We start from the raw sequence: 23,687 nt of genomic DNA on the forward strand, positions 1-23,687 counted from the left end.
AACTCATACAGCACTGCAATCTAAACAGTGTTGTATAGTAGCGTTTATTTTATTCCCTACATTATATAGGAACATAATGTATTTAAAGATTGCTATATTTTTTAGTAGCAATAGGCAATAAATATTTAGGAATATATTTATATGAAAAAAAGCTTATTATTATATACAGTTTCTGCAGTTTTATTTTATTCTCATTCCAGCCTATCTTATGCACTTAACACAGTGACTCATAAAACTTCTTCTGATGTTATAAAAATGCATAAAAATAGATCTGATAATTACATTCATCCTAATTTACATATTGCACCATCAAGCATGAGCACTATGTCGACTATTCCCCATGGTATGAATGCAGTTACATCTCATAATTTAATACCTACATCTTTGGATGTTTCACCTAGTCCATTTCAACAAACACTACAGAATGCGTTAAATAGGGCAGCTACAGGTGTTAATTTAATGATGTCTAAAACTGGTAGATATGGTTCTAAAGCTCATGAAAGAATTATGGAGCAGGCTGTACGTGATGTACTTATTCATACTACAAATAGTGAGATAATGGCGAATATACCAGCATTAGAGAATGTTTGGGGTCTAGCAATTACAAATATTGATTTAATGATGTCTAAAGCTGGTAAATATGGTTCTGACGATCATGCAAGAGCTGTGGTGCATGCTATAGGTGAAGTATTGGTTAATGCTATAGGTGAGGTATTAGGTCATACTGTAGATGGAATAAATAGTCATGCTTTAAATGAAATACGAGTACGGGATCCTATTTTAGATAAAGCACTAAATTCTGTTGTAGATAGTATACTGACGGAAGCATTTTTTATTCAATCTGCTCAAAATTTATCTAATATGCTAGCTGCAAATCAAATGCTTTTAAATACACCATCATCTAGTGCGCATACACATATAACATCCAATGCATTAGGGGATGCTAAAAGTAATACACTTGCACATAATACTTCTATGGCTGATACCAATCAGCCGCTTAATACTGATGATCGTAGACAGGTACAAAATACGCAAAACCATTATTCTAATCTTCAAAAGACACATAATGAAGTATCACAAGACAGCTCAATTACTAATCAGCAATATGCAGCTGATGTAAATTCACCATCTCGTGTTGATGTTGCCCCACAATCACAAAACACTCCTTCCCCAGCACCAAAAACAGCTCTTAATGTCTCACCAAATGTTAATGTGAATGTACCTTTAAAGATTGATGCTACTGCACAAACTACGGTTGATGCCAAAAAATCATCTAACTTGAGATCCCATAAAGAAAACGAAATTTTATCTAATGCTGATCCTGATCCTGAAGAACAAACAAGAGCTTTTGTACAACGAGTGGCAGACTATTTTGTACGACACGTGGCAAACTATTTGGTAATGCCTCATGCTTTATTCGTTACCGGATTTGCTGATATGAGCAATCAAAGCGCACTATTAGATAATATACGGATAACAATGTTTGAACCAACGGATAATAAAAAGAGAAAATTTTTCTTGTCTTCTTACGGGAATAAAATCACCCATGATAATAAGATTAAACTATTATCCAACAAGCCGCTAAAATATGGCTACAGTAATGATATTCGCTATACCGCATTGCAAGCAGGTGCTACACTATTGACATTAGAAGATCAAAATATCACTACAAATTTTGGTCTTTTAGGTACATATGGAAAATTAACTTTTTCAAAGAGTACAGAAAATTCTGAAAAGAGTACATTTGATAAATGGTTATTCACTACCTACGGCAACATCCAGCATGATAGTGGCGTGTATCTAAGTGCATTCCTCTCTTATGGAATTTTCAAGGGAAATATCACCACAATTCTTATAAAAAACAGTACAAAAATTAATGATGCAAAAACATTAGGTGCGTCTGCCACAATTGGTCAGAAATTGGTAACCGACTTTGGGGGGCTAATATTTGAACCACAAGCACAGCTTATTTACCAGCATTTAACACTGGGAACCTTCTTAGATGCCAATGATCTTGAAGTAGATATGAGTAATCCTCGTCAATGGTTGTTGCGTCTTGGTGGGCGTTTAACAAAAAATGACGGTGATGCTGTTTCACTTTATAGTAAATTGAACATTATCAAAGCTTTTGCTGATAAACACACGATAAAAATTAATGATACTGCTTTCCATCTCGACACTATAGGATCGTCCATTGAAGGTGGCCTTGGCGTTAACGCACAATTATCTCCAAACATTACACTCCATGCTGATATCAGCTATCAACATAAACTCAAAGAATCCAGTATCTCTGGAATTACTCTTTCTGGTGGAATGCACTACCGCTTCTAAATATTTTGAATCTTAGCAGTTCACGCAGCACTGAAATGTAAACAGTGCTGCTTATTTTTACGTAATTATAAAATACGTCATATTTTTTAAAATATATAAAGATTATTTCATTACATCCCCCAAAAAAATTATCTACGTAACGATTTTATATGATAAATACGCTAATATCTCCCACATCACGACATTCTGCTTCTCATACAAATATAAACATTTAATCAATATACAATGTCTCAAAAGCTCATACTTTATGATGGTTTAACCATGAGTATCAGCTCCAAGTTGAATTTTCCAGAATCCGTTTTTCCACTGATCTATATTGTCATTTTTTTAAATTCTCTAAAGTATTTGAGAATACTATACAATACTTTGTTTTGTTCTTTACAAAAAAGACACAATGGATTAAAAGCTCGCTAGATTCTTTATTAGAGAGGGGTAATGAATGTGAGGAATATATCTCTATGAAAAAAAGCCTTTTACTATACACAGCTTCTGGAATCTTATTTTATTCTCATCCAAGTTTTTCTTATGCGTCTAATGAAACTGTTACACCATTGTCAATTAAAGAAATTAAATCTGAAGGTTTTAACTTTAAAAACCTTGCACTTTCAGATTCTACATATGTACTTAAAGGTAAAAATAACAACCCCACAGTTATTGTGCAGAAAGTACCTGGTCTTGAAAACCCTGTAGAATTTAAAATTGTGCAGAAAGTACCTAGTCTTGAAAACCCTATAGAATTAAAAATAGGTGAGCCTGTGAAATTCGAGTCTATGGCAAAATTTCCACTTAAAAAAATAATGAAAATTCCTCCTAAACCTATGTCTGTATCTACTCAGACTGCGCATCTAGAATCTTCACCTCCAACTGTGGAATCTTCAATCACACCTACAGCACCTTCATCTATACCTACAGCACCTTCATCTACACCTACAGCACCTTCATCTACACCTACAGCACCTTCATCTAATGAATCTGCAGATATATCAACCGCATCAGGTGGGACTACAGATACAGAACAAACAAGATTTAGTACGTCTGTACTTACTCAGACTGTGAGTTCAGAATCCTTAATTCCAACTGTGGAATCTTTAACTACAGATACAGTACTTGTGCCTGCCCCCACTTTGGAACTTATACCTACAGGAACACAATCTGAAACCACAAGTACTGCACCTACAGCACATTCATCTAATGAATCTACAGATATATCAACCGTATCAAGTGGATCTAGACCTGCATCTGCAGAAAAAGCAAAATCTAGAGAGCATCCAGATGTAGCTATAACCGCAGGACAAATTTCCACAGCTACAGAACAAACACTTCCATCTATAACCGCAGGACAGACATCCCAAACTACAGGACAAGCATCTCCATCTTTAGCCATAGAGCAAACATCCAAAGTTGCAGGAAAAGCTTCTACAGCTGTTACAGAACAAAACTCCACAACTATAGAATCTTCACAACTTGAATCTAAAGTAAGACCTGAAACAGAAGAACCTTCCCAAACTACATCAAGTGTATCTACAGCTGCAGAAGAAGCAAAATCTAGAAAGCGTCCAAATGTAGAATCTACAACCGCAGGACAAACATCCCAAACTACAGAACAAGCATCTCTATCTATAACCGCAGGACAAACATCCCAAACTACAGAACAAGCATCTCCATCTATAACCGCAGGACAAACATCCCAAACTACAGAACAATCATCTCCATCTTCAACCGTAGGGCAAACACCACAAACTACAGGACGAACATCTCCATCTTTAACCGTAGGGCAAACACCACAAACTACAGGACGAACATCTCCATCTTTAACCACAGAGCAAATATCCCAAGTCGCAGGAAAAACTTCCACAACTACGAAATCTACACAGCTTGAATCTAAAGTAAAACCTGGAACGGAACAACCTTCCCAAGTCGCATTACAACAATCTACATCTGCAAAATCTGAAATAACCAAGACTGAACATGTTCAATCTGCAAAATCTGAAGCTGCAAAGCCTGTGTCTGCTGCAAAGCCCGCACAAACCTCTAACAAAATTACACCCTCGCAATCTGTAGGATCAACACAATCTGTGCCTGTAAAACCTGTAGAATCTGTACAATCTGCAGCAGCAAAATCTACACAGTCTGAGCCTAAAGTAAAACCTGAAACAGGGCAGCCTACCAAAGTTACATTACCACAGTCTGCTCCCACAAAATCCATATCTGAAAAGTCTAATGTAAAATCTGAACCCGTTAAATCTAAGCAGATTCTGGCTGAAAAATCCGTAACTGCACAGTCTACACCTATAAAACCTGTAACTGCACAGTCTACACCTATAAAACCTGTAACTGCACAGTCTACACCTATAAAACTTGCATCTGAACAATCTACGTCTGAAAAACATATAAAGCCCGCGCAAATTGAGAATATACTGCCTAAGATTGAAGTTAAAGATGGCAATACTGTAACGAAGCATAATCCTAAAATTCAAGCCGATGATATGGCTGTGAATGCAAAAGGGACAAACTCGATAGTCAAGATAATAGGAGGAACAGTCTCTTCAAAGCTTGTTGCACTAAGTGCGTTTGATGGTGGAAATATTGAAGCCACAGGGATTACTACAACGGCAGTATCGACTGGTTTAATAAACAAAAATGGGATAATCAATCTTAAGGATTCAACTGTAAATGTTACGGGTTATGTTACAGATGATAACACCCCTCATGGTATCATTTTCCAAGGTGTAGACAGTACTTCTGAAAAACGGCGTACTACACGTAGTCTTCAAGAAAATAATACTCCCAATAAGGTAATGCTAACCAATACAAAGCTTTTTGTTGAAAATGGTGTTGGTATTGGTATTTATGGGATGCTTAAAAACGGTGAAGCTAATCTTAAAGATTCAGAAATTCATGCCGATGTTTTATCAATACACGAAAAAAAGGATGGGGATTCCGCACACACCTTTACATTAAATGCAAATAATTCTCTTTTAGAAGGACGGGTAAGAGTATTAGAAGATAACAAAACGGTCTTTATTTTAGAAAATAATACAAAATGGTCTTTAAAAGCTAATAAGAATGAAAAGAATAATGATAAAAATTCATCTGAATACGAATTATTTGGTATTGATGAAAAATCATACTCTAACCTTTCTGCACTTAATCTTAAAGATAGTACTGTTATGTTTGAAAAACCAACAGAGGAACATTATCAGGCTTTGTATGTAGGATCTAAGTCGCAGCAAGTAAATAATTCCTCTAATAGCACAATAGTTTACAATGCAACGGGTAAAGCGGAAATTTATTTGAATTCTAAATGGAGTAATAATTCTCCAGTAGCAACCCAAAAAACTGACCGTGTTGTTATTGCTGGTGATGTTTCAGGTACCACCACAGTTCATATTAATCTCCATGAAAATGATAAAAAGGTTACCAACAGCAATTCTGTGTGGGGAGAAAATATGGCATCTACTCCTTTAGAAACACATGGAATCTCAGTTATTCAAGTTTCTGGAAAAGCTAATAAAAATTCCTTTAAACTTATGAATAACTACCTCTCAATGCATGGTTTGCCTTACAAATATGTGCTCACTGCTTATGAACCAGGGAAATCAGATGCTAGCCAAAACCTATTTGGTAATGAAAGCCGTGATTTTTGGGATTTCCGTTTGCAAAATGCATACATTGATGGAGATAAAAAGATCAGAGCTCTTTTGCCACAAGTAGCAAATTATTTAGTCATGCCAAATGCTTTATTTTCTGCTGGATTTTCTGATGTAAACAATCAAAATATTCTATTAGATAAACTGTTTGAAGAAGAAAATAATAAAAAGAGAGGAATATTTTTATCTTCCTATGGTGAAGGAATTACCTTATCTTCAAACCGTAATCCAATGCAGTATGGCTATGATGCTGATGTGAACTATTCTGCTTTACAAGCAGGTGCCACGCTGGCTGCGTTAGAAAGCAAAGATATTACCACACATTTTGGTCTTTTAGGTACTTACGGAAAACTTACTTTCACTCCAAAAGATATGGAAGACTCTGAAAAGACGATGCTTGATAAATGGTCGATTACTACTTACGGTGGTGCACGGCATAGTAATGGTGCGTACGTGAATGCACTTCTTTCTTATGGGTCGCTGAAAGGAAATATTACCACAGCCCTCGTTGGAAATGCAGCAAAATTGGATGGTACGAAGACATTGAGTGCATCTGCGACTATTGGTCAAAAACTAACCACTGGGGTTAAAGGGGTGATGTTTGAGCCACAAGCACAATTTGTATATCAGCACCTAATGTATGATGTTATCTCAGATGCTGATGGCTTCAAAGTTGATATGGGTAATCCTCATCAATGGTTAGTACGTGTTGGTGGACGTTTAACAAAAACTGTAATCACCGCTGAAAAAGACAATACTGTTTCCTTCTATGGTAAATTGAATATAATTAAAGCCTTTGGTGATGCTGGAACAATCAAAATTGTTGATACTTTTCATCTAAACCAAACCGGATCATCAATTGAAGGTGGTGTTGGGATTAATGCCAACTTATCTCTAAATATTGCACTTCACGGTGGTATTAGTTATCGGCATAAGCTTCAAAAAGCTGGTGTATCTGGAACCAGTTTTTCCGGTGGAATACGCTATCGTTTTTAAAAAAAATGAGTGTAGACTCTACTTAAAGGCAGCACAATGTGCTGCCTTTATATTTAGATATATATTCCTCAAAAAAATAAAAAATTTAACACAAAAATGCTAAAAAAATTACTCGATCTATTGGCTAACCATAATTGGTAAAATATTCTAATAAAGTTTAAAATCCAAAAAGATCTTTATTCAATTTGGTAAAAAAGCATAAAAATGATAGATTAGTTGTGTGCTTTAATTAAATTTTCCTTATAACACTTAGTAAGAGAAAACTACCCATCCCCCTACTTTTCCTTGGCATGCACTCATAAATTTGCTTTCTCATGCATAAAAATCCAAAGTCTCCCCCTATAAATATAAAAGTATTGTTGCCTAAAATATCACAGATATCAAAGACAAAAAGAAAGATCTTCTATAGTAGTTAAGAAAGTCCCCTCTTTATATGAAAAAGAAGCAGAAATTTTCCTTCCCCAAGAAAAATTATTTTCATAAATCAAAATAGAAATATAAAAAATCTCCCTGCATCTAGAATTAATCTCTCATCACAGTAAACAGTAAGAAGTAAATTCTTTTGCAAGATCAGAATAAAAACTGCAATATATTGCAATGCTAAATAATACCCACCCCCAAAGCCACTAAACAAATCTACACCAAATTGGAATAGATTAGTTACTGAAAAACAGTTGATATCAACTAAAACTGAGTCATAGACCCATCTGTTCCTTTCGTACGAGCAGTTGTTTGCAAAGTTTGCGAAAGATTATTAACTGCATCTAAATGAATCTGAAGTAGCTCACTATTACGATGCAATTTTTCCTTTAAATCCGTTAATAAGCTTTCCACCTCATTCTCTATATCTTGATTCATGTAACGTTTCACATCACTCATAGATTTATTAAGATCACGTAAACCACGTGTTTTACATAAGCTTATCTCTTCGTAATCTGGGATACCGCTGCTCTCTAGCATATTACTTTCATAATCAACTACTTGCGCCAAACCTTTAACAGCAGCAACAAACTTTGTCATTGCCCAACCACGGTCAATGAGATCATTATCAAGAACTTTTGCTTTTGAGACAGCATTATCATCATTATATTGCGTTACAGACATTTTTATTTCCCCTTCAGTAGTACTATTTCAATCTTAATCTCCAATGAGGATAATCAAGAAACTCCTATTCGCTGTCAATATATCATATTGAATTTATTACATAAATAATCATACAATAATCCTTTACAGCTTATACTTATTAAATTTTCAATTTATTATATAAACAACTTCCTTTCCTTTCTTGCTCAAAAACCACTATCAGTGCGATAACAATTCCATAAGATACTATAAATTCTCAAACTGATACTTTCCAATCATGATAGGCATTATAATTTCCAAATTTATCTTACTTATTTTCAACAAAAATTCATAATGTATTAGCTATAAAATATACTCAGCAAAGCTTTATAGATTGATGATAAGGACTTAAATTCTTTAAAGATTTCAACATTTTTTATCCTCCACAATCTTTAATTTCGTATGTATCCGATACTGAATCTTTTTGTATTCTATAAAATCAGTTCTGTTAATTCTGAAAGATTTACTCCCTTCATGCACCATAATTGTATATATAATATTTTATATAAATACACAATTTGTCAACAGAAGAACACTTTTTGAGAAGATTAGCCGTACATTAACATCAAAAAATACTCACCTATAGTTAAATAACTACAGACTTATTGTGTTTAATTATTATTTGCTTTTCTATGCAACCAATAGTTTATGGTATAAGGCTTTTCTTCTTTTTTAAGAATTTTCAAAAAATATATTCTCCCCCCTTAATCCTTCAGTACAATGAATTATTAAACCTATATATTGATGCTCTCATCATTTTTGTTTATACTATACTTACAATGTACTGTTTATGCAGCCTCTTTTTACTTATCCCTTCTACGAAAAAAGAAACAATAAGAACTTCCTCTACAAAATAACGCCCCAGTTTGGAAGCTCATTCTAGCTCCTAAAATTTAAGATTAGGCGATACTGCATGCTTTTCTTTTATAAACGATCATTCTTGAGATTCGGTTATAAAAAGCTATTTTAGCTACCCTTTTTATCATATTAAATCAATCAATAATCTTATATGAGAAGAATTTTTTGCAATAACTGCACATAAAGAAAAATGTAAAAAATTTTTACTTTCTTTATGATCTGCACTACAAAATAATCAATTTCCTACAAAATCAAAAAAATGATTTAAAATTTGTTAAATGGATGACAATCTGTAGTATTAGACAATCTATAGAATTATATGCTTTATAAAATTGATATTAGACGTCTTTAAAATTATTATTATGACAAACACATATTTTAACAAATATAATTATTACCTACAGTTGTAAAAAAATAGATCCAAGCTAAATATATTTTTTATTATGATGTAAGCCATTGTTAATCTTCATAATTACTTCTGTTTTGTTACTTATTAAAAAGTTAAAATTGCAGAAATAAACCTCTTTCAGTCAGTGTATTTGTATAAAAAATTACAGAGCATTACCTACCTACCAAAAGAGTGCCGTGTATTGTGATATTTCTGCAGCTCAATTGACAACATATGTTACTACTCACTTTATTCATTCATTCACTGATTTTTTTAATCCTTCTTTGATTGTGAACCTTGTAAAATAAGCACTTAAAACTTCTCTTTATGAGTGTTTTACTTTATTATAAATAACTGTTTCAGTGCTAATTGATTCAATGAGAAGTACTATAGCTAGTTATGTAAAATAATGAAATATATTATAACAAACATTCTCCATAATATTACAAAAACTCCCTTGAGCGTAAAGCATTTTTCATGATTCACGCCAATATAAAAGAATAAAGCTTATACAAGCCTAGCCAGTCATATAGCTATTGCCTTTGGACGCTCAACTTTATGTGAATAAATATTCCGCTGATAAGCATTTTGCTGCATTTCTTTTACTTGCTTGAAGACTTTTATAATTTCTTCTGCTTTCCGTGCTGATGTACCAATACTTTCAGCGAGTTCCTTGTACTTATTTTCCTTTAAAGCTTTATGCTCCTTTACTGATAAGCGCTCATTGATTTTGTGAGCATAATCATCTACTTGTGCTTTCAGCTCAGGAGAATTTGATACGACTTCTTCCTGTTGTTCTCTTGGTAAGGAGAGTAGATTTTTCATCCACTTACTAGGTATTTCTACTGACTGTCCACAGCGTTTTTGCTCCATGTGATGGTTATATAGAACTTCCTTTTCCACCTGTTTTACAGCGTGTACATAATCAAAAATAGCATGACTTAAGGGTAAAATATTTTCTTCAGCAAGCATGCGCGCATTACTTTTTATACAAAAAATACTGATACCAGAAAGCTTAGAAATAGACTGAGGAAATGCTCCAATATGCCGTGCAAACTGCTCTCCTTCAGTGACATTTTCACTAGTCACTGGAATTTCAATCTTTAGAATTTTGTTTTTTAAAATATGTTTATTGCCATAAACAACTTGAGATAACAATTCGATTTTTTTATACTTTCTTGAACAAATACATCATCTTGAACCCTATCCACAATTTCTTCTTTTTTAAGAGGCGCTATTTTTTCTTCCGGGATCAGCATTTGTTGTACATCTTTAGCCATTGGTGCTGTAAAAGAAATGTGATCACCAATTTTCAATGTCTTCAATTGCTCTGGTGTGAGATCTTGTTTATTTCCTATAACAAAAATACCATTAACATCGATCATAAAGCCATTTAACCCACTGCCTCTATATGTACTACTATAGAGACAACCTTCTTTTGCTACAACAGAAAGACGATAATTTTTTTCATCAAGACCAATCTCTCTCATATAGTTAGTAAATTCATTTAAAAGAAGTACTTTTTCTGGATGAGATATATCCTCAAGCAAATGCTGCATCGGCTCTGAATCGCCGTATTCCATCGCTGCAACATTAGCAAACATCTTGCGCTTTTTCGTTGCAAGAGAAAAGTTTAGCTTATAACCTACAGATTCAGCAAGCCTTTCAAAAAATACTCGTTGTGTACGCCTATTGCCCTCTCTGAAAGGATGCGTATGGTGCAAACTGATCATCATTTCAGCTGCATACTTAACGAATTCTTCCCGGGTTGAATCTTGTAAATAATTCTTATCAGCGAGCATTTTATCTAAATTATTAAGCCCTTCCTCTACCTTTTTGCCAACAGCAAAAGGAGCTGTAAATTCTCTTTTTTTCATAATAGATGCTACAGCAACACTGCCATCCATAAATGTAAAAGGTTTATCACGAGTTTGTCCAGCCCATTCAAAAGTATGCTGAAATAAACATTGATGAATATATTTTAAATAGGAGGAATCAATTTTATCTGGCAGAGGTTCTTTGTACAAATTGACCATTTCTCGTGCCACATCACGAGAACATTCTTCATTTAATATTTTCGCTTCTGTGATACGATATTTATTTTTGAGTACTTTATTATTGGAGTAAAAAAATTCTGCGATTCTAGCTTTATTTTTTTACGAATACTTACATGAACTGCTTCACGGTTTTCATTTAATTTTTCCAACATGAGAGATGCAGAATGGTCAGTCTGGCTTTTTTCATACACATTCCCTTTCAAGCTTTTTAAATTTTTTTTAGAAAGCCTCTTTGTCACATTCTCCATATTTATTGCCTTAATAATTTTCACTTAAGAGAGAATGTCAACTTAAATAGAGAATGTTAATTTAAATAATTTTCAAAGATTTTAGATTTTTCGCTATTCACGTCAATCATACCCAATATTTTGACTTTTATGCGGTATTATTACAAATTTATCAATAAGTTACGTAAAATTATGGAGTATATTTAATATCGTAACATTACATGAGTTCCCCCCTTGGCGCAAATCGCTTTGTATGATTTACGCCAAGAGATTATTTCAAAAATAACGCTGATGCAATCTCATCTAGCCATAGCCAACACTTTTGGACGCTCAATTCTATCCACATGTAAATTCTGATGACCTTTGCGTTGCAGACCTTTTTCCTGCGTAACACTTGCTGTCATCTTTAGTGACTTATCTTCTGATCTAGCAACTTCTCTTTGTTGTGCATGATGCCCATGACGAATGCCATCATATGCTTTTCTTACAGCCTGCGCATAATTTTCAATGGCTTGACACAAGGGTGCAACACCTTCTTCAGCCGCTTTACGCGCACTACTTTTTATACCAAACACTTTAATACCAGCGAGCTTATGAACAGACGAGGGAGATTCTGTAATGTCCCATGAGAGTTCATTTCCTAAACTAGGAAGTGCAAGAACTTTCATAATTTTACTCTGCAAAACACTCGAGTCACCATAAACAACTTTAGCCCAGTATTGAACTGCTGCTGCACTATGTTGAACTACTGTATCTTCTTCTACCTTTTTAAGAACACTCTTTCTTGAAGGATGACCTGTATTCTGTGGAGCACCAACTGTTGCATAAACAGAATCTATATTAGGATTTCCAGCAGATCTATCCCTTGCTTGAGAAGCGCCTGCCTGAAGCGGATCAATCGTTGCATAAACATGCTCTTCTGGATGCTCGTTAGCGCGCCTATCTTGTGCTTGGAACGCTCCGTTTTGTGACAAACCAACTGTTGCATAAACAGAATCTATATTAGGATTTCCAGCAGATCTATCCCTTGCTTGAGAAGCGCCTGCCTGAAGCGGATCAATGGTTGCATAAACATGCTCCTCTGGATGCTCGTTAGCGAGCCTGTCCTGTGCTTGGGACGCCCCATTTTGTGATAAACCAACTGTTGCATAAACAGAATCTATATTAGGATTTCCAGCAGATCTATCCCTTGCTTGAGAAGCGCCTGCCTGAAGCGGATCAATCGTTGCATAAACATGCTCCTCTGGATGCTCGTTAGCGCGCCTATCTTGTGCTTGGGACGCCCCGTTTTGTGATAAACCAACTGTTGCATAAACAGAATCTATATTAGGATTTCCAGTAGATCTATCCCTTGCTTGAGAAGCGCCTGCCTGAAACGGATCAATGGTTGCATAAACATGCTCTTCTGGATGCTCGTTAGCGCGCCTATCTTGTGCTTGGGACGCTCCGTTTTGTGATAAACCAACTGTTGCATAAACAGAATCTACCTTAGGACCTCCAGCAGATCTATCCCTTGCTTGAGTGACTGCTGATTGTTTATTCACTTTTTCATATGGAGAATCCTGCCTTTTGCTTCTGGGTGGTTTTGGAGGAGGTGTCTTGCTTTTGCTTAATTCTCGCTGTAATTTCTGCTGCATCTGTTGCACCTGTGAACTTTGATCGAACATCGCTCGTAAAGAAGAGACCGAAGGGTGAGGGCTAACTTTCTCTTTTTCCATCTGTGTGTTTCCTTTCAAATTTTTTCAACATCTGTTTTTAGAAAAGCTCTTTAGTGCACTCTTCATCTTTATATCTGATAATTTTCATTCAGGAGAGAATGTTAATTTGAATGACCTCCAGAGATTTCAGATTTCACGCTATTCGCCCCAATCATAACCAATATTTGTGACTTTTATGCGATATTATTGTGAACTTTATCAATAAGTTACACAAAATTTATGCAACATATTTACTGTATTTTTCATGCACATTACACAAAAACCCCACGGCACAAATTATACAAAATAATTTGTGCCAAGAGAGTATCTAAAGAACAAGGCTTAAAGCCTCAGCCAGTCATAGCAAAGCCTCCTTTTGAACGATCAGCACTAGGCGAACGATCATGCCGGCGATGATGGTGGTGATGACCGTGATGATGACCATGACGCTCCACATCTTTTGTTTGCTTAATATTTTCCGGCTTCTTCGGCGACTGATGCTCAAGCCCACCCATACCCTTTTGTTGTGTGTGATGTTCTCGATGAACATCCCTGTGCGCTTTTTTTATAGCTTCCACATATCTGTCAAGCGCTTGACATAAAGGGAGAATACTTTCTTCAGCAGTTTTACGCGTACCACTTTTTATACCAAGTGTTTTATTGCCAGCAAACTTATCAATAGTTTCTGGAGATTCTGCAATTCGCCATGAAAGTGCCTCCCCCACAGCAGGATGCCCAACAATTTGCTCAAGTCTACCCTGCAAAACATTCGGGTTGCCATACACCATTTTGCACCAATATCGAACTTCTTCCATGCCATATCGCACCTCTTCACGTGATCCCACTCTTTCAATAATCTCATGGTCCGAAAGAGGACCTCTACGCACTGGGAAACCAGCTGTCGCATAAACAGTCTCCACCTTCTGACCTCCAGCCGACCTACCTCTCGCTTGAGATGCCCCTGGCTGATGTGAACTAACTTCTGTGTAGATAGTGTCAGTTGGACCCCTTTCAGTAGATCTACCTTTTGCTTGAGCCCCTCCCGGCTGATGTGAACTAACTTCTGTGTAGATAGTGTCAGTTGGACCCCTTTCAGTAGATCTACCTTTTGCTTGAGCCCCTCCCGGCTGATGTGAACTAACTTCTGTATAGATAGTGTCAGTTGGACCCCTTTCAGTAGATCTACCTTTTGCTTGAGCCCCTCCCGGCTGATGTGAACTAACTTCTGTGTAGATAGTGTCAGTTGGACCCCTTTCAGTAGATCTACCTCTCGATTGAGAATCTCCTGTTGCACCAAAATCAAGCGATGCATAAACAGGCTCAGTCCCCCTCCCAGCCGATCTATCTTGTGTCTGAGAAGTTCCTTTTGGACCAAAATCAAGCGATGCGTAAACAGGCTCCTGATCCCTTCCAGTTGATCTCTTTTTTGTTTGAGAATCGACTGGTGTTTTTTTTTGCACTTTTGCATATACATGCTCTGGTGGTTTCTCTGGACTTGACTGTGTCTGAGATGGCCCTCCTTCATTTAATCCTTGCTGCATATGAAGTTGTTGTTCAAATACTGATCGTAGAGAAGAGACCGAAGGGCTATTGCTAGTTTGCTTTTTTTCCATCTATGTTTCCTTTCAAACTTTTAAACATTTGTTTTAGAAAAACTCTTTGGTGCACTCTCCACCTTTATGCTTTGCCAGCTTTACTGTGATAGCTTTTATACAAAGGAAGATACCAATATGAATGACCTCCAAAGATTTCGCGCTATTCACATGAACCATAACCAATGTTTATGACTTTTATGCAGTTTTTTTGTGCAATTTTATCAATTAATTACATAAAATTATAAAATATATTCTGATGAATACCTACCATAACATTGAACAACCTTCCTGACCAAAATTGATACAAAATAATGAATGCTGAAAGATCAAATTAAAGACCAAAACTACAATGTGTTTAGCTTGTCATCATCATCAATTTGGAAGTAATTTACTTTGAGGAATTGTGCTTACTGTTCAATTTTTTCAGTTTATGAAATATGTTTAACAATCTCTTTTACTTTTACATGAACACTATTAGAAAATTTTCTGTAATATTTTTCTTATGCCATTATGCTTATCTTACACTAACAAACTGTTTAATCATCATTTTTATGCATATTAATTGTCATGCAAAAAGAGGATATCACGAATACAGCTAGCCTATGCAAAATTTTATAAGGTAATTTTTTGTCAATTTATTTCAAATAAGAAAATAAAATTTTCTGGTATCATTCCATGACAAAATTAATTTTTCTGCACTTTTGGAGCAAAGCGGTTTTTCGCAGCAGCAGCTAACATTTCTTTTCTTCTAAAATAGATCGACCGTCCACATCGTAAAGGCGATTGTCCTTGCATAAGAATGATCTGTTCATCTTGACGCATATTCTGAATAATTTCATGAGGTAAAATCAATGCTCTTTGTTGATAGTTAACATTTTGAGAACCTTTTCCAAAAGATAACCCCCTAGATCTACTTGTTCCAGTCACTTCAATAGTCATTTGACCACAGCGTTCTGAAATTTCTTTAGCTGTTTGCAGATCTTTAATCGCAGCGTAACTCACAAATGAACAACTTTCAAACCATGATCGTGCTCCAGATTCTCCAAAGTGATTAACCAATTGACCAGAAGACTGATAAAATAACATTAAAGATATGCCATATTTACGACCACGATCGCGTGCTTCTTCTAAAACATTCATATAACCGAGAAGATCAACCTCATCCAAAACAAATAAAACACGCTTTTTATAGTTCCCATCAGCCATCACCATTGCATTTAAAAATGCGCCAATAATCACACGTCCAATCCCTGGATAACTATTCAAAATACTCGCAGGAAGATTGAGAAAAACATCTGTATTCCCATTTGCAATATCCGAAGAGACAAAATCACTACCACAAACAAGATCAGCGTAATTAGATAAAGAAAGCCACTGAGTATCTTTGGATGCTGTTGTGTATACTCCTGAAAAAGTTTGCTCTGCCATTTCCGTGAAAATACCAACCATTTCACGAATAAAAGGAGAAAATGTAGTTTCTTGAATATAACGTAATTGATTAATAACAGCCGTTTCTGATTGAGAAAGAATATGGCGCAATGTTTTTAAATTGCGCTCACTATCTTCATATTCATCAGAAAATATAACATGTGCAAGAAGCGCAGTTAAGAGATTATGCGCTTGTGTCGAAAAATACTCTGCCGAAGAATTATCAGATTTTTTATCCGTGAGAAGTAGTTTGGAAAAACTTACAATATTTGCTTCACGCTGTGTACGTGGTATACTGTCGTCTAAAAGCCAATCAAGAACATTAAAATTTTTTGTCAATCCTGAATTTGGATCGAGAACAATAACGTTTCTATTATTCATCTTTTTACGCGCAAATTCAACCATTGGCGCAACCTCTGTCGAAGGATCAAGACAAATAATAGAACCTGGATATGTTAAACACGTCGGAACCACTGTACTTGTTGTTTTATATCCACCAGAACCAGCAAAAAAGATCATGTGGGTTGAACCAAAATCAAGATTAAAAGTCAACAAAGGCACCTTACCACCTTTACCCCATGTTGTTTTATCACCGGGCGTAAAGGGAATATCACGTACGCTATCTTGGTCAACACGGTATCTTTCACCAACAACAATTTGACCATTTGCAGGGAAAATTTTTGCTGCATCATTTAAATGCATCCATGATGCATCTCCAAAAATTCCTTTTTTTGCACGCTTTACCTTACTTATTCGTGGAGAAGCTAGTATGGCTTGGATTATCAAAAAAACAATGCCGATGATTATGCCAATAATAACCATAGAATCCATGAACTGTAGAGCATAGTTCCAAGTTATTCCTTGCTGACCAATATAAGGACTTAAGCGCTTAATTTCACAGCCAATATAATAAAGAGCAACGACACCAAAAAAAATAGTTGAAATAAACGTGATAGCTCTGCGCAGATGCAATTTCTGTGATGCAGTGTAAATTAATGACACTGCAGAAATCAATCCCAAAATCAATAATGGTTCTGAACGAAGATACCAATAAGTTTGACTAACCTTCATTCCATCAATTACAAACAACAGCAAATAAGGAACAAGGAATATTGTTAAAGTACCCAAAGCGATTGGCATTAAAATAAGTGCCATCTGCATTTTTGTATATTTCATTGTGCCTTACTTTCAGTTTTATCGGGATAGACTATAAAACAATACTTTTTAATGGGCAAAATATTATCAAAATAGCTCTCGACCATAAGCATTAAAATAAAGGTACAAAGCCCCATAATTTTTAACCAGTTATAGCTATCGCTTTTGAATGATTAACTTTTATTATTTTTAATTGCTGATATGTTTCCTTGGTTTTCGTGACGATATCTACAATTCCTCTTGCCTTATTTACTGATACACCAATACTTTCAGAAAGTTTATTATAATCACAGCTATTGATTGCTCTATGTTCATTTGGCGATAAACGATCGTGCAATTTATTTACAAAACTTTGGAGTTCTTTTCGCAATATAGGAGAATTAGACAAAAGCTCTCTCTGCTGTGCTTTTGGTAAGCAAAAAAGATCCTGTAAGCTTTGACTTGGCATTGTAACAGCTTTTTCGCAGCGACTTTGTTCTGCTTGATGTTCTTTAAAAATTTCTTTTTGCGCATATCTTAAAGCACGCGAATAATTGGAAATTGCGCAACTGAGGAGCCCAATATTCTTTTCAGCAGCTACACGTGTTTGACTTTTTATACAAAATACATCAATCCCTACAAGAGAAGAAATAGATGTAGGGTACTTTGAAATTTGATTAGAAAGCCGATCACCTATGCTGTGATCTGTAAGCATCAAATTCATCTTTGTATCTAATATTTTCGGATTACCATAAACAATTTTTGATAACTTCCGGACTTGTTCCATAGTTAATTGAACACAAGCATCTTCCATAAGCATAGAAGACAATTCCTCTTTTGTTAAAGCAGCCAATTTTTCTGCGGGAATGAGATTTTTTTCAAGATTTTTTTCTATTGGAGCAGTAAAAGTAAGCTGATCGCCAGGTCGTAATACCCTTAATTGTTCTGGATGAAGACTATCTTTTCTTCCAACAACATAAGTACCTTCCATGTCGATCATAAAGTCTTCTAATCTAGCACCTTGATAAATACCCGTACAGGTCTTACCTTCATCTGCAACCATAACAATACGATTATTAATATCATCGCCTCCAGTATCTTTCATGTTAGTTATAAATTCCTTTAAAATAAGTACTCTTTGTGGATTGGAGATATCCTCAAATAGATGACACAAAGGACCTAAATTTCCATCTTGACTTGCCGCAGCACTAGCAACCATCATACGTTCTTTTGGTACAAGTGAAAAATCAAGACTATGGCCTGCAGCTTTGGCGAGATTTTCAAGAAATAACCGTTGGGTACGTCCATTGCCTTCTCTGAAAGGATGTAGATGGTTGAGCAAGGCAAATATCTCTGCTGCTTGATGGGCAAACTCTTTATGATCTAAACCTTGTAAATTATCTTTCTCAATAAGTATTTGATCTAATTTTTGTAAACCCTCTTGAAGCTGATCACCACCCACAAAACCAACATCCACAGATCTTTCTTTCATATCTGACATAACAGCAGAGGTACCATCTGCAAATGTAAAAGGAATATCGCGAGTACACCCAGCCCATTCAAATACGCTGAAAAACAAATTTTTGTGAATATATTTCAAATAAGTAGAATTAAACCGTTCTGGCAGTGGTTCTTCACGTAAACGAATGGTTGCTTTGGATACATCGTGCGCACATTGCGCCTCAAGAGCTGCCAAATTCATTATTCCATATTTATTTTTTGGTACGACACTATTAGGATATGTATAATGATGAGATGAAGGTGTAGGGGATAATGTTTCTGTTATTCTTGCTGCTCTTGCTTTTGCTTTTAATTTTCGCATGGTTACCTCTTTATAATATAGCGTTGTCCATAAGAATGTTAAATTCTTCTAATGAATAATCCCCCCCTCGCAGAGCCTTCTAAGATTTCAAGCATTTTAAGATGAAGTGCTATACCCTCAATTGCATGCGTGCTTATAGCTATATCAACTGCTTCACGGCGCTCTCTAAATTCTTCTAGAGTAAGAGATGCACAATGATCAGATATGGTTGTTTTCATGCATATTTCCTTTTAAACTTTTTAATTATTTGTTTTTAAAAAACCTTTCAAATTAGGTAAGATCTTCATTTTAGTTACCCCCAAAAATGCTTCGTTGTTTAAATGGATCATAATAAATTTCTGTGACTTTAAATTTCCCTTCAACCCGCCTACATTGGACAACGATATCAATCATTGAAATCAACAAACCTCGAATATCATCACGCTCTAAATCACCCCCCCCTTCACTTTCTTTAACCAGAAGAGTCATTTGCTCAAATGCAGCAAGCGCTGTTGATGCATGAACTGTAGTAATTGAGCCTGGATGACCTGAATTAACATTACGGATATAATAAAAGGCTGTACCATCTCGAAGCTCTTGCAAAAGGATACGATCAGGGCGCATTCGTAAAGCAGATTCAAGCAATTCTTTTGGACCAACAGAAGCTAAGCCTTGACCATCTTTTGAATAGATCATGGAAACATGATTGGGCTGTGGAACAATCAATTCTGGTGTATCTTCAAGGGTAATAATACGCTCATCATAAGGAATTTTAGCGATTAACGCTTTTGACAACGTTGTTTTACCAGAGCCCGTTTTTCCTGCTATAAGAATATTTTTTTGCAGTTTTACAGCTTGATTTAAAAAAGAAACAAAATCCTCATTACAATAAGCAGTTGCTAAATCATGCTCAATGCTTTTGAGTTCATTAAAACGAGATTGATAATCATTCAATGGTGTGAATGATATCCGTTCACACCCTGAAAAGAGACCTTTATTTTCTAAATCTTCAAGTGAAAAATTCCGCGATGATGGTTTGCGAATTGTCATACTGATCGTATCTTTTTCAACAGCTGGAGGAATGACAATTTGAATACGCTCATTACCAGGTAAGGTTGCAGATAATATTGGATTTTTGTCGGATATACTTTGCTTAGAATAAGAAGCAACAACTTTAGCGATACCCATAAGTTCATTAAATGATAGAGCTGGTACTTCTATTGTTTTCCATCCTTCAACACTTTCAGTCATCACTTGATAAGGACGATTAATAACAATTTCAAAAAGACCTTCATCTTTCAAAAAATTACTGATTGGTTCAAGTTTTGTTAAAACAATTGCGACAGTTTCATCGCCTACATTCTGCAAATTTTGATTCATTTTGATGTTACCATAGAATTTTTATAAAAATTTCCTGACATAGCGCGATCAAAAATACGTTTTTTGTTTTCGATCACTTTCAATTTATAAACACTGGAAAAATCTAAATCGCGGGCAACAAAGACATTGACCATTTCACCTTGGTTTTTGTTCAATGTCGGAGCTATACTGGCATAATTTTCTACAAGAATATTTGCAATATTTTGTCCTGCTGAAACAGCTTCTGAACTTTTCCCATCTGAATCTTTACCCTGTAACCAATTTTCGCTGGCATAGCGCGTTGCAATTTTTACAATTGACAAAAGAAGTGCAGATCCAATTCGTTCAAACCAATGATTATCAATATCACCGTCAACACCAGAGCGCCCTAATGCATCTGTTGCCGGTGAAGCTAATTTTATAATGACACCACTTGGTGTTTTGGCTCTATTCCATAAAACAAAAAGACGATCTTGGCCTTTTTTTAATCCAGCGCGATATTCACCAACGATTTGTGTACCTTTATCAAGCAAAACAACGCGACCATTATCTGACAAAATATCTCTAGCAACAATACAACTCACAAATCCCTGTTGATCACTACTGATTGCTGTTTCTAAAATACATGGAATGGAAGCACCCATCGCAATGATATAATTTCGATTACCAAGTGTTGAAGCACGAACACCTTCCAAAATTGTTGGTTTGAGAAGATGATTAAAGCGTTGTGCTGCTTCATCAGGCTTATTTTCAAATGTACTAGATAAAGCACCACTATTTGCTGCTGTATTTAATTTCCCTTGAGTTGTGCTGGAATAAGCCAATACAGGAGCACGTTGCGCTGCTTCTAATAATGAATCATCCACATTTAATTGATTTACTTTTGGTGCTGGTAGCTCAACCTTGGGCAACAAAGATTTACTTGGTTCAGCTAATTCAAGATGTTCAGGTTTAGGCTGTACAGGACGGAAAAGCTCTGTTTGTTTAATAATTCCTTCTTTTGGCGGTTCAACTGATTGTTTTTTATCTGTCGAAAATAGAGAATATATTAAATAGCCACAGACACTAAAAAGAATAACAAAAGCAGTAGCTTTACCTGTATTGGAACGATCTTTTTTCCCTTGACCATCTTTTATCGTAGCACGATCATCAATATTTTTTTCATACACTTCATCATTCATAGCTGTTTCCCATGTTCACTTTACGTTGTACAGATGGTGATGTCGTACCAGTTTCAGGATTAATCCCTTGAGGCATGAACCGTCTATTGAAAATGCACAGTACTTCATTACCGCGGCGCAAAATGAATTGTGCAGCTATCGCATGAACAATTACCTTATTTCCTTTAATCGATTTTGGAACGAGTGATTCTTGTCCATCAAGCGATACGAGATAAATGGCAGGAATTTCGATATTACCCAAAAAGGTAAATGTTGTTGTTTTACCATTATCATAAACAGAGCTTGGTTCAATTAAGACTGAGCCTTGAGCTTCATAAGCCCAATTTCTTGGCCCAAAATCTTCATGAGTATTTAAGATATCATTGATAAAATTTTCTTCACGCTGCTCTGCTTTTGCTGCTGCTGCTAATTTCTTACGTAAGGCTTCATCTTCTGGGTAATTAAACTTTACAAGAAAATATGTATCATTACCAGCAGAAACCTCACCTTCACGCACTTGTAGTTCAAACTGATAAGATCGTTTTGTCCCATCTTGGCGACTTGTCACAATTTGTAAATTGGTGATAGGTTGAATTTCACGCGGTTTTAAAAAAACAAAATGACCCGCAGGTGCAACTTGCCAAGCAACGGAATTACCAATCCCCACATGAGTGACTTCTTCATCATCAGCAAATTCAATCTGAACTGAAGAACGAATAGATCCAATGATTTTCGTAACATTATATGGATCATAATTGACAAATCTGATACGATTGTCTTTGCGTGCACTGACGGGAAATGTTTCCGCAAATAGCGCACTTGTATAATAGTTTATGATAACGATAAAAGTTAAAAAAATTATTTTTGAAAATCTGATCATTTTATCACCTCTGGATCAGATCTATATTCTGATACTTGAAAACCAAGTGGATTGATTAATCGATCCTCCGTTGAAATACGCGCATTAATGTAGGAAAAATTTAAAATAGAAACCCAATGGGAAATATTTTCTTTACCATTAGGCTCTCTAACTATTTTATAATAACGCACTTGAATAAGATCTTTGCTTAAAAAGGAAATTGATTTTATTGTGACTGTAACAGTCATATTGTGATAGATATTTTGTGGACTTTCTGGATTGCTACCTGAATACCATTTTGCAAAACGGTTTTGTTCCTCTAGTGAAGACAAAAGAGAAATCATGCGAAAATTATTTTCTGCCTCTGATGATTGGAAACCTTCGCGTGCACGAACATATTTGCTAGCAAAATAGCGTGTTATCGCTTCATCATAATCTTCAGGTGCCTCTTTTAACGCACTAATAGTATCAACAATTCCTGTCGAATTATCAACACGAATAACAAAAGGTTCTACAGTTTTTAAGGGTGTTAATGATACCACAGCCACAGCCAAAGCAATTGTCATCAACCCAAAAAGCACCGTCAAAGCCATGGAAATTTTCATCCGTAACCGCATACCATGCATGCGATCAACATCGAATGATCGTGCTTCTTTTATATATTCATCAAATGCATCACTTTTCACGTATAACCTCCGCAGTTTCAGAAAACAACGCTTCATAACTTACTGGACTAAATGAAGTTGTATTAAACACCACGTCAGCTTTTGGTTTTTCGTTTTCCAATGTGTTGAGAATGACTGGCGTCACAATAGGTTTGATGACTTTTTGTTGAGGAACAATGTTTTTATTATCCCAATTCCACTTATCTTTATTTAAAATGCGGGTGTGTTTACCATCACATCGTGGTGGTTTTTTAGTACCACTAAGAGAAGCACAACCAGTAAGAACTATCATAAAGATAGCAACAACAGTTATTAGTTTCATTTTTTAAACTCACAAATATCTCAAAAAGTAGCCCATTG

The 23,687-nt window shown here is 35.5% G+C and carries 14 protein-coding genes and 1 pseudogene; 2 read left to right on the forward strand and 13 right to left on the reverse strand.

All coding sequences use genetic code 11. From position 1 onward, the window contains the following. The first annotated feature begins 141 nt into the window (after window positions 1–141). Both V4P56_RS04535 and V4P56_RS04540 read left to right on the forward strand, forming a co-directional pair. The gene (locus tag V4P56_RS04535; protein WP_455481738.1) at window positions 142–2,331 is read left to right on the forward strand and encodes an autotransporter outer membrane beta-barrel domain-containing protein; all 2,190 of its coding nucleotides are present in this window, start codon (window positions 142–144) and stop codon (window positions 2,329–2,331) included. Window positions 2,332–4,406: 2,075 nt separating this feature from the next. After that, the gene (locus V4P56_RS04540) at window positions 4,407–6,977 is read left to right on the forward strand and encodes an autotransporter outer membrane beta-barrel domain-containing protein (RefSeq protein WP_455482663.1); all 2,571 of its coding nucleotides are present in this window, start codon (window positions 4,407–4,409) and stop codon (window positions 6,975–6,977) included. A gap of 684 nt (window positions 6,978–7,661) precedes the next feature. On the opposite strand, the gene V4P56_RS04545 is transcribed toward V4P56_RS04540, so the two are convergent. From V4P56_RS04545 to V4P56_RS04605, 13 genes and pseudogenes are all read right to left on the reverse strand, one after another. Then, window positions 7,662–8,081 (reverse strand): flagellar protein FlgN, encoded by a 420-nt coding sequence (locus V4P56_RS04545; protein ID WP_455481739.1) that lies wholly within the window; start codon window positions 8,079–8,081, stop codon window positions 7,662–7,664. 1,789 nt (window positions 8,082–9,870) lie between these two features. Further along, on the reverse strand, window positions 9,871–10,503 hold the full coding sequence (locus V4P56_RS04550) for a BID domain-containing T4SS effector (RefSeq protein ID WP_455481740.1): 633 nt from the start codon (window positions 10,501–10,503) through the stop codon (window positions 9,871–9,873). Then, window positions 10,464–11,381: a Fic family protein gene (locus tag V4P56_RS04555; protein ID WP_455481741.1), complete on the reverse strand. Its 918-nt coding sequence runs from the start codon at window positions 11,379–11,381 to the stop codon at window positions 10,464–10,466. The genes V4P56_RS04550 and V4P56_RS04555 overlap by 40 nt, the downstream gene beginning before the upstream one ends. Before the next feature lie 547 nt (window positions 11,382–11,928). Next, window positions 11,929–13,347 carry a BID domain-containing T4SS effector gene (locus tag V4P56_RS04560; protein ID WP_455481742.1) on the reverse strand — a complete coding sequence of 473 codons (1,419 nt, stop codon included), beginning with the start codon at window positions 13,345–13,347 and terminating at the stop codon, window positions 11,929–11,931. A gap of 329 nt (window positions 13,348–13,676) precedes the next feature. Further along, window positions 13,677–14,939, reverse strand: a complete 1,263-nt coding sequence (locus V4P56_RS04565) for a BID domain-containing T4SS effector (protein ID WP_455481743.1) — start codon at window positions 14,937–14,939, stop codon at window positions 13,677–13,679. Between the two features lie 666 nt (window positions 14,940–15,605). Next, the gene (gene traG, locus V4P56_RS04570) at window positions 15,606–17,525 is read right to left on the reverse strand and encodes a Ti-type conjugative transfer system protein TraG (RefSeq protein WP_455481744.1); all 1,920 of its coding nucleotides are present in this window, start codon (window positions 17,523–17,525) and stop codon (window positions 15,606–15,608) included. A gap of 121 nt (window positions 17,526–17,646) precedes the next feature. Then, window positions 17,647–19,305 carry a BID domain-containing T4SS effector gene (locus tag V4P56_RS04575; protein ID WP_455481745.1) on the reverse strand — a complete coding sequence of 553 codons (1,659 nt, stop codon included), beginning with the start codon at window positions 19,303–19,305 and terminating at the stop codon, window positions 17,647–17,649. Between the two features lie 10 nt (window positions 19,306–19,315). Next, window positions 19,316–19,523 (reverse strand): annotated as a pseudogene (locus V4P56_RS04580) (antitoxin VbhA family protein). A gap of 70 nt (window positions 19,524–19,593) precedes the next feature. Further along, window positions 19,594–20,664 (reverse strand): P-type DNA transfer ATPase VirB11, encoded by a 1,071-nt coding sequence (gene virB11, locus V4P56_RS04585; RefSeq protein WP_455481746.1) that lies wholly within the window; start codon window positions 20,662–20,664, stop codon window positions 19,594–19,596. Next, the gene (gene virB10, locus V4P56_RS04590) at window positions 20,661–21,824 is read right to left on the reverse strand and encodes a type IV secretion system protein VirB10 (RefSeq protein WP_455481747.1); all 1,164 of its coding nucleotides are present in this window, start codon (window positions 21,822–21,824) and stop codon (window positions 20,661–20,663) included. Before virB10 ends, virB11 begins: the two co-directional genes overlap by 4 nt. Beyond that, entirely contained in the window at window positions 21,817–22,683 is an 867-nt protein-coding gene (gene virB9 / locus V4P56_RS04595) for a P-type conjugative transfer protein VirB9 (RefSeq protein ID WP_455481748.1), read from the reverse strand. Before virB9 ends, virB10 begins: the two co-directional genes overlap by 8 nt. After that, entirely contained in the window at window positions 22,680–23,348 is a 669-nt protein-coding gene (locus tag V4P56_RS04600; RefSeq protein WP_455481749.1) for a virB8 family protein, read from the reverse strand. The genes virB9 and V4P56_RS04600 overlap by 4 nt, the downstream gene beginning before the upstream one ends. After that, window positions 23,338–23,649 carry a type IV secretion system protein VirB7 gene (locus V4P56_RS04605; protein ID WP_455481750.1) on the reverse strand — a complete coding sequence of 104 codons (312 nt, stop codon included), beginning with the start codon at window positions 23,647–23,649 and terminating at the stop codon, window positions 23,338–23,340. Before V4P56_RS04605 ends, V4P56_RS04600 begins: the two co-directional genes overlap by 11 nt. Window positions 23,650–23,687 lie beyond the last annotated feature (38 nt).

This window comes from Bartonella sp. B35(2025) (assembly GCF_053794465.1).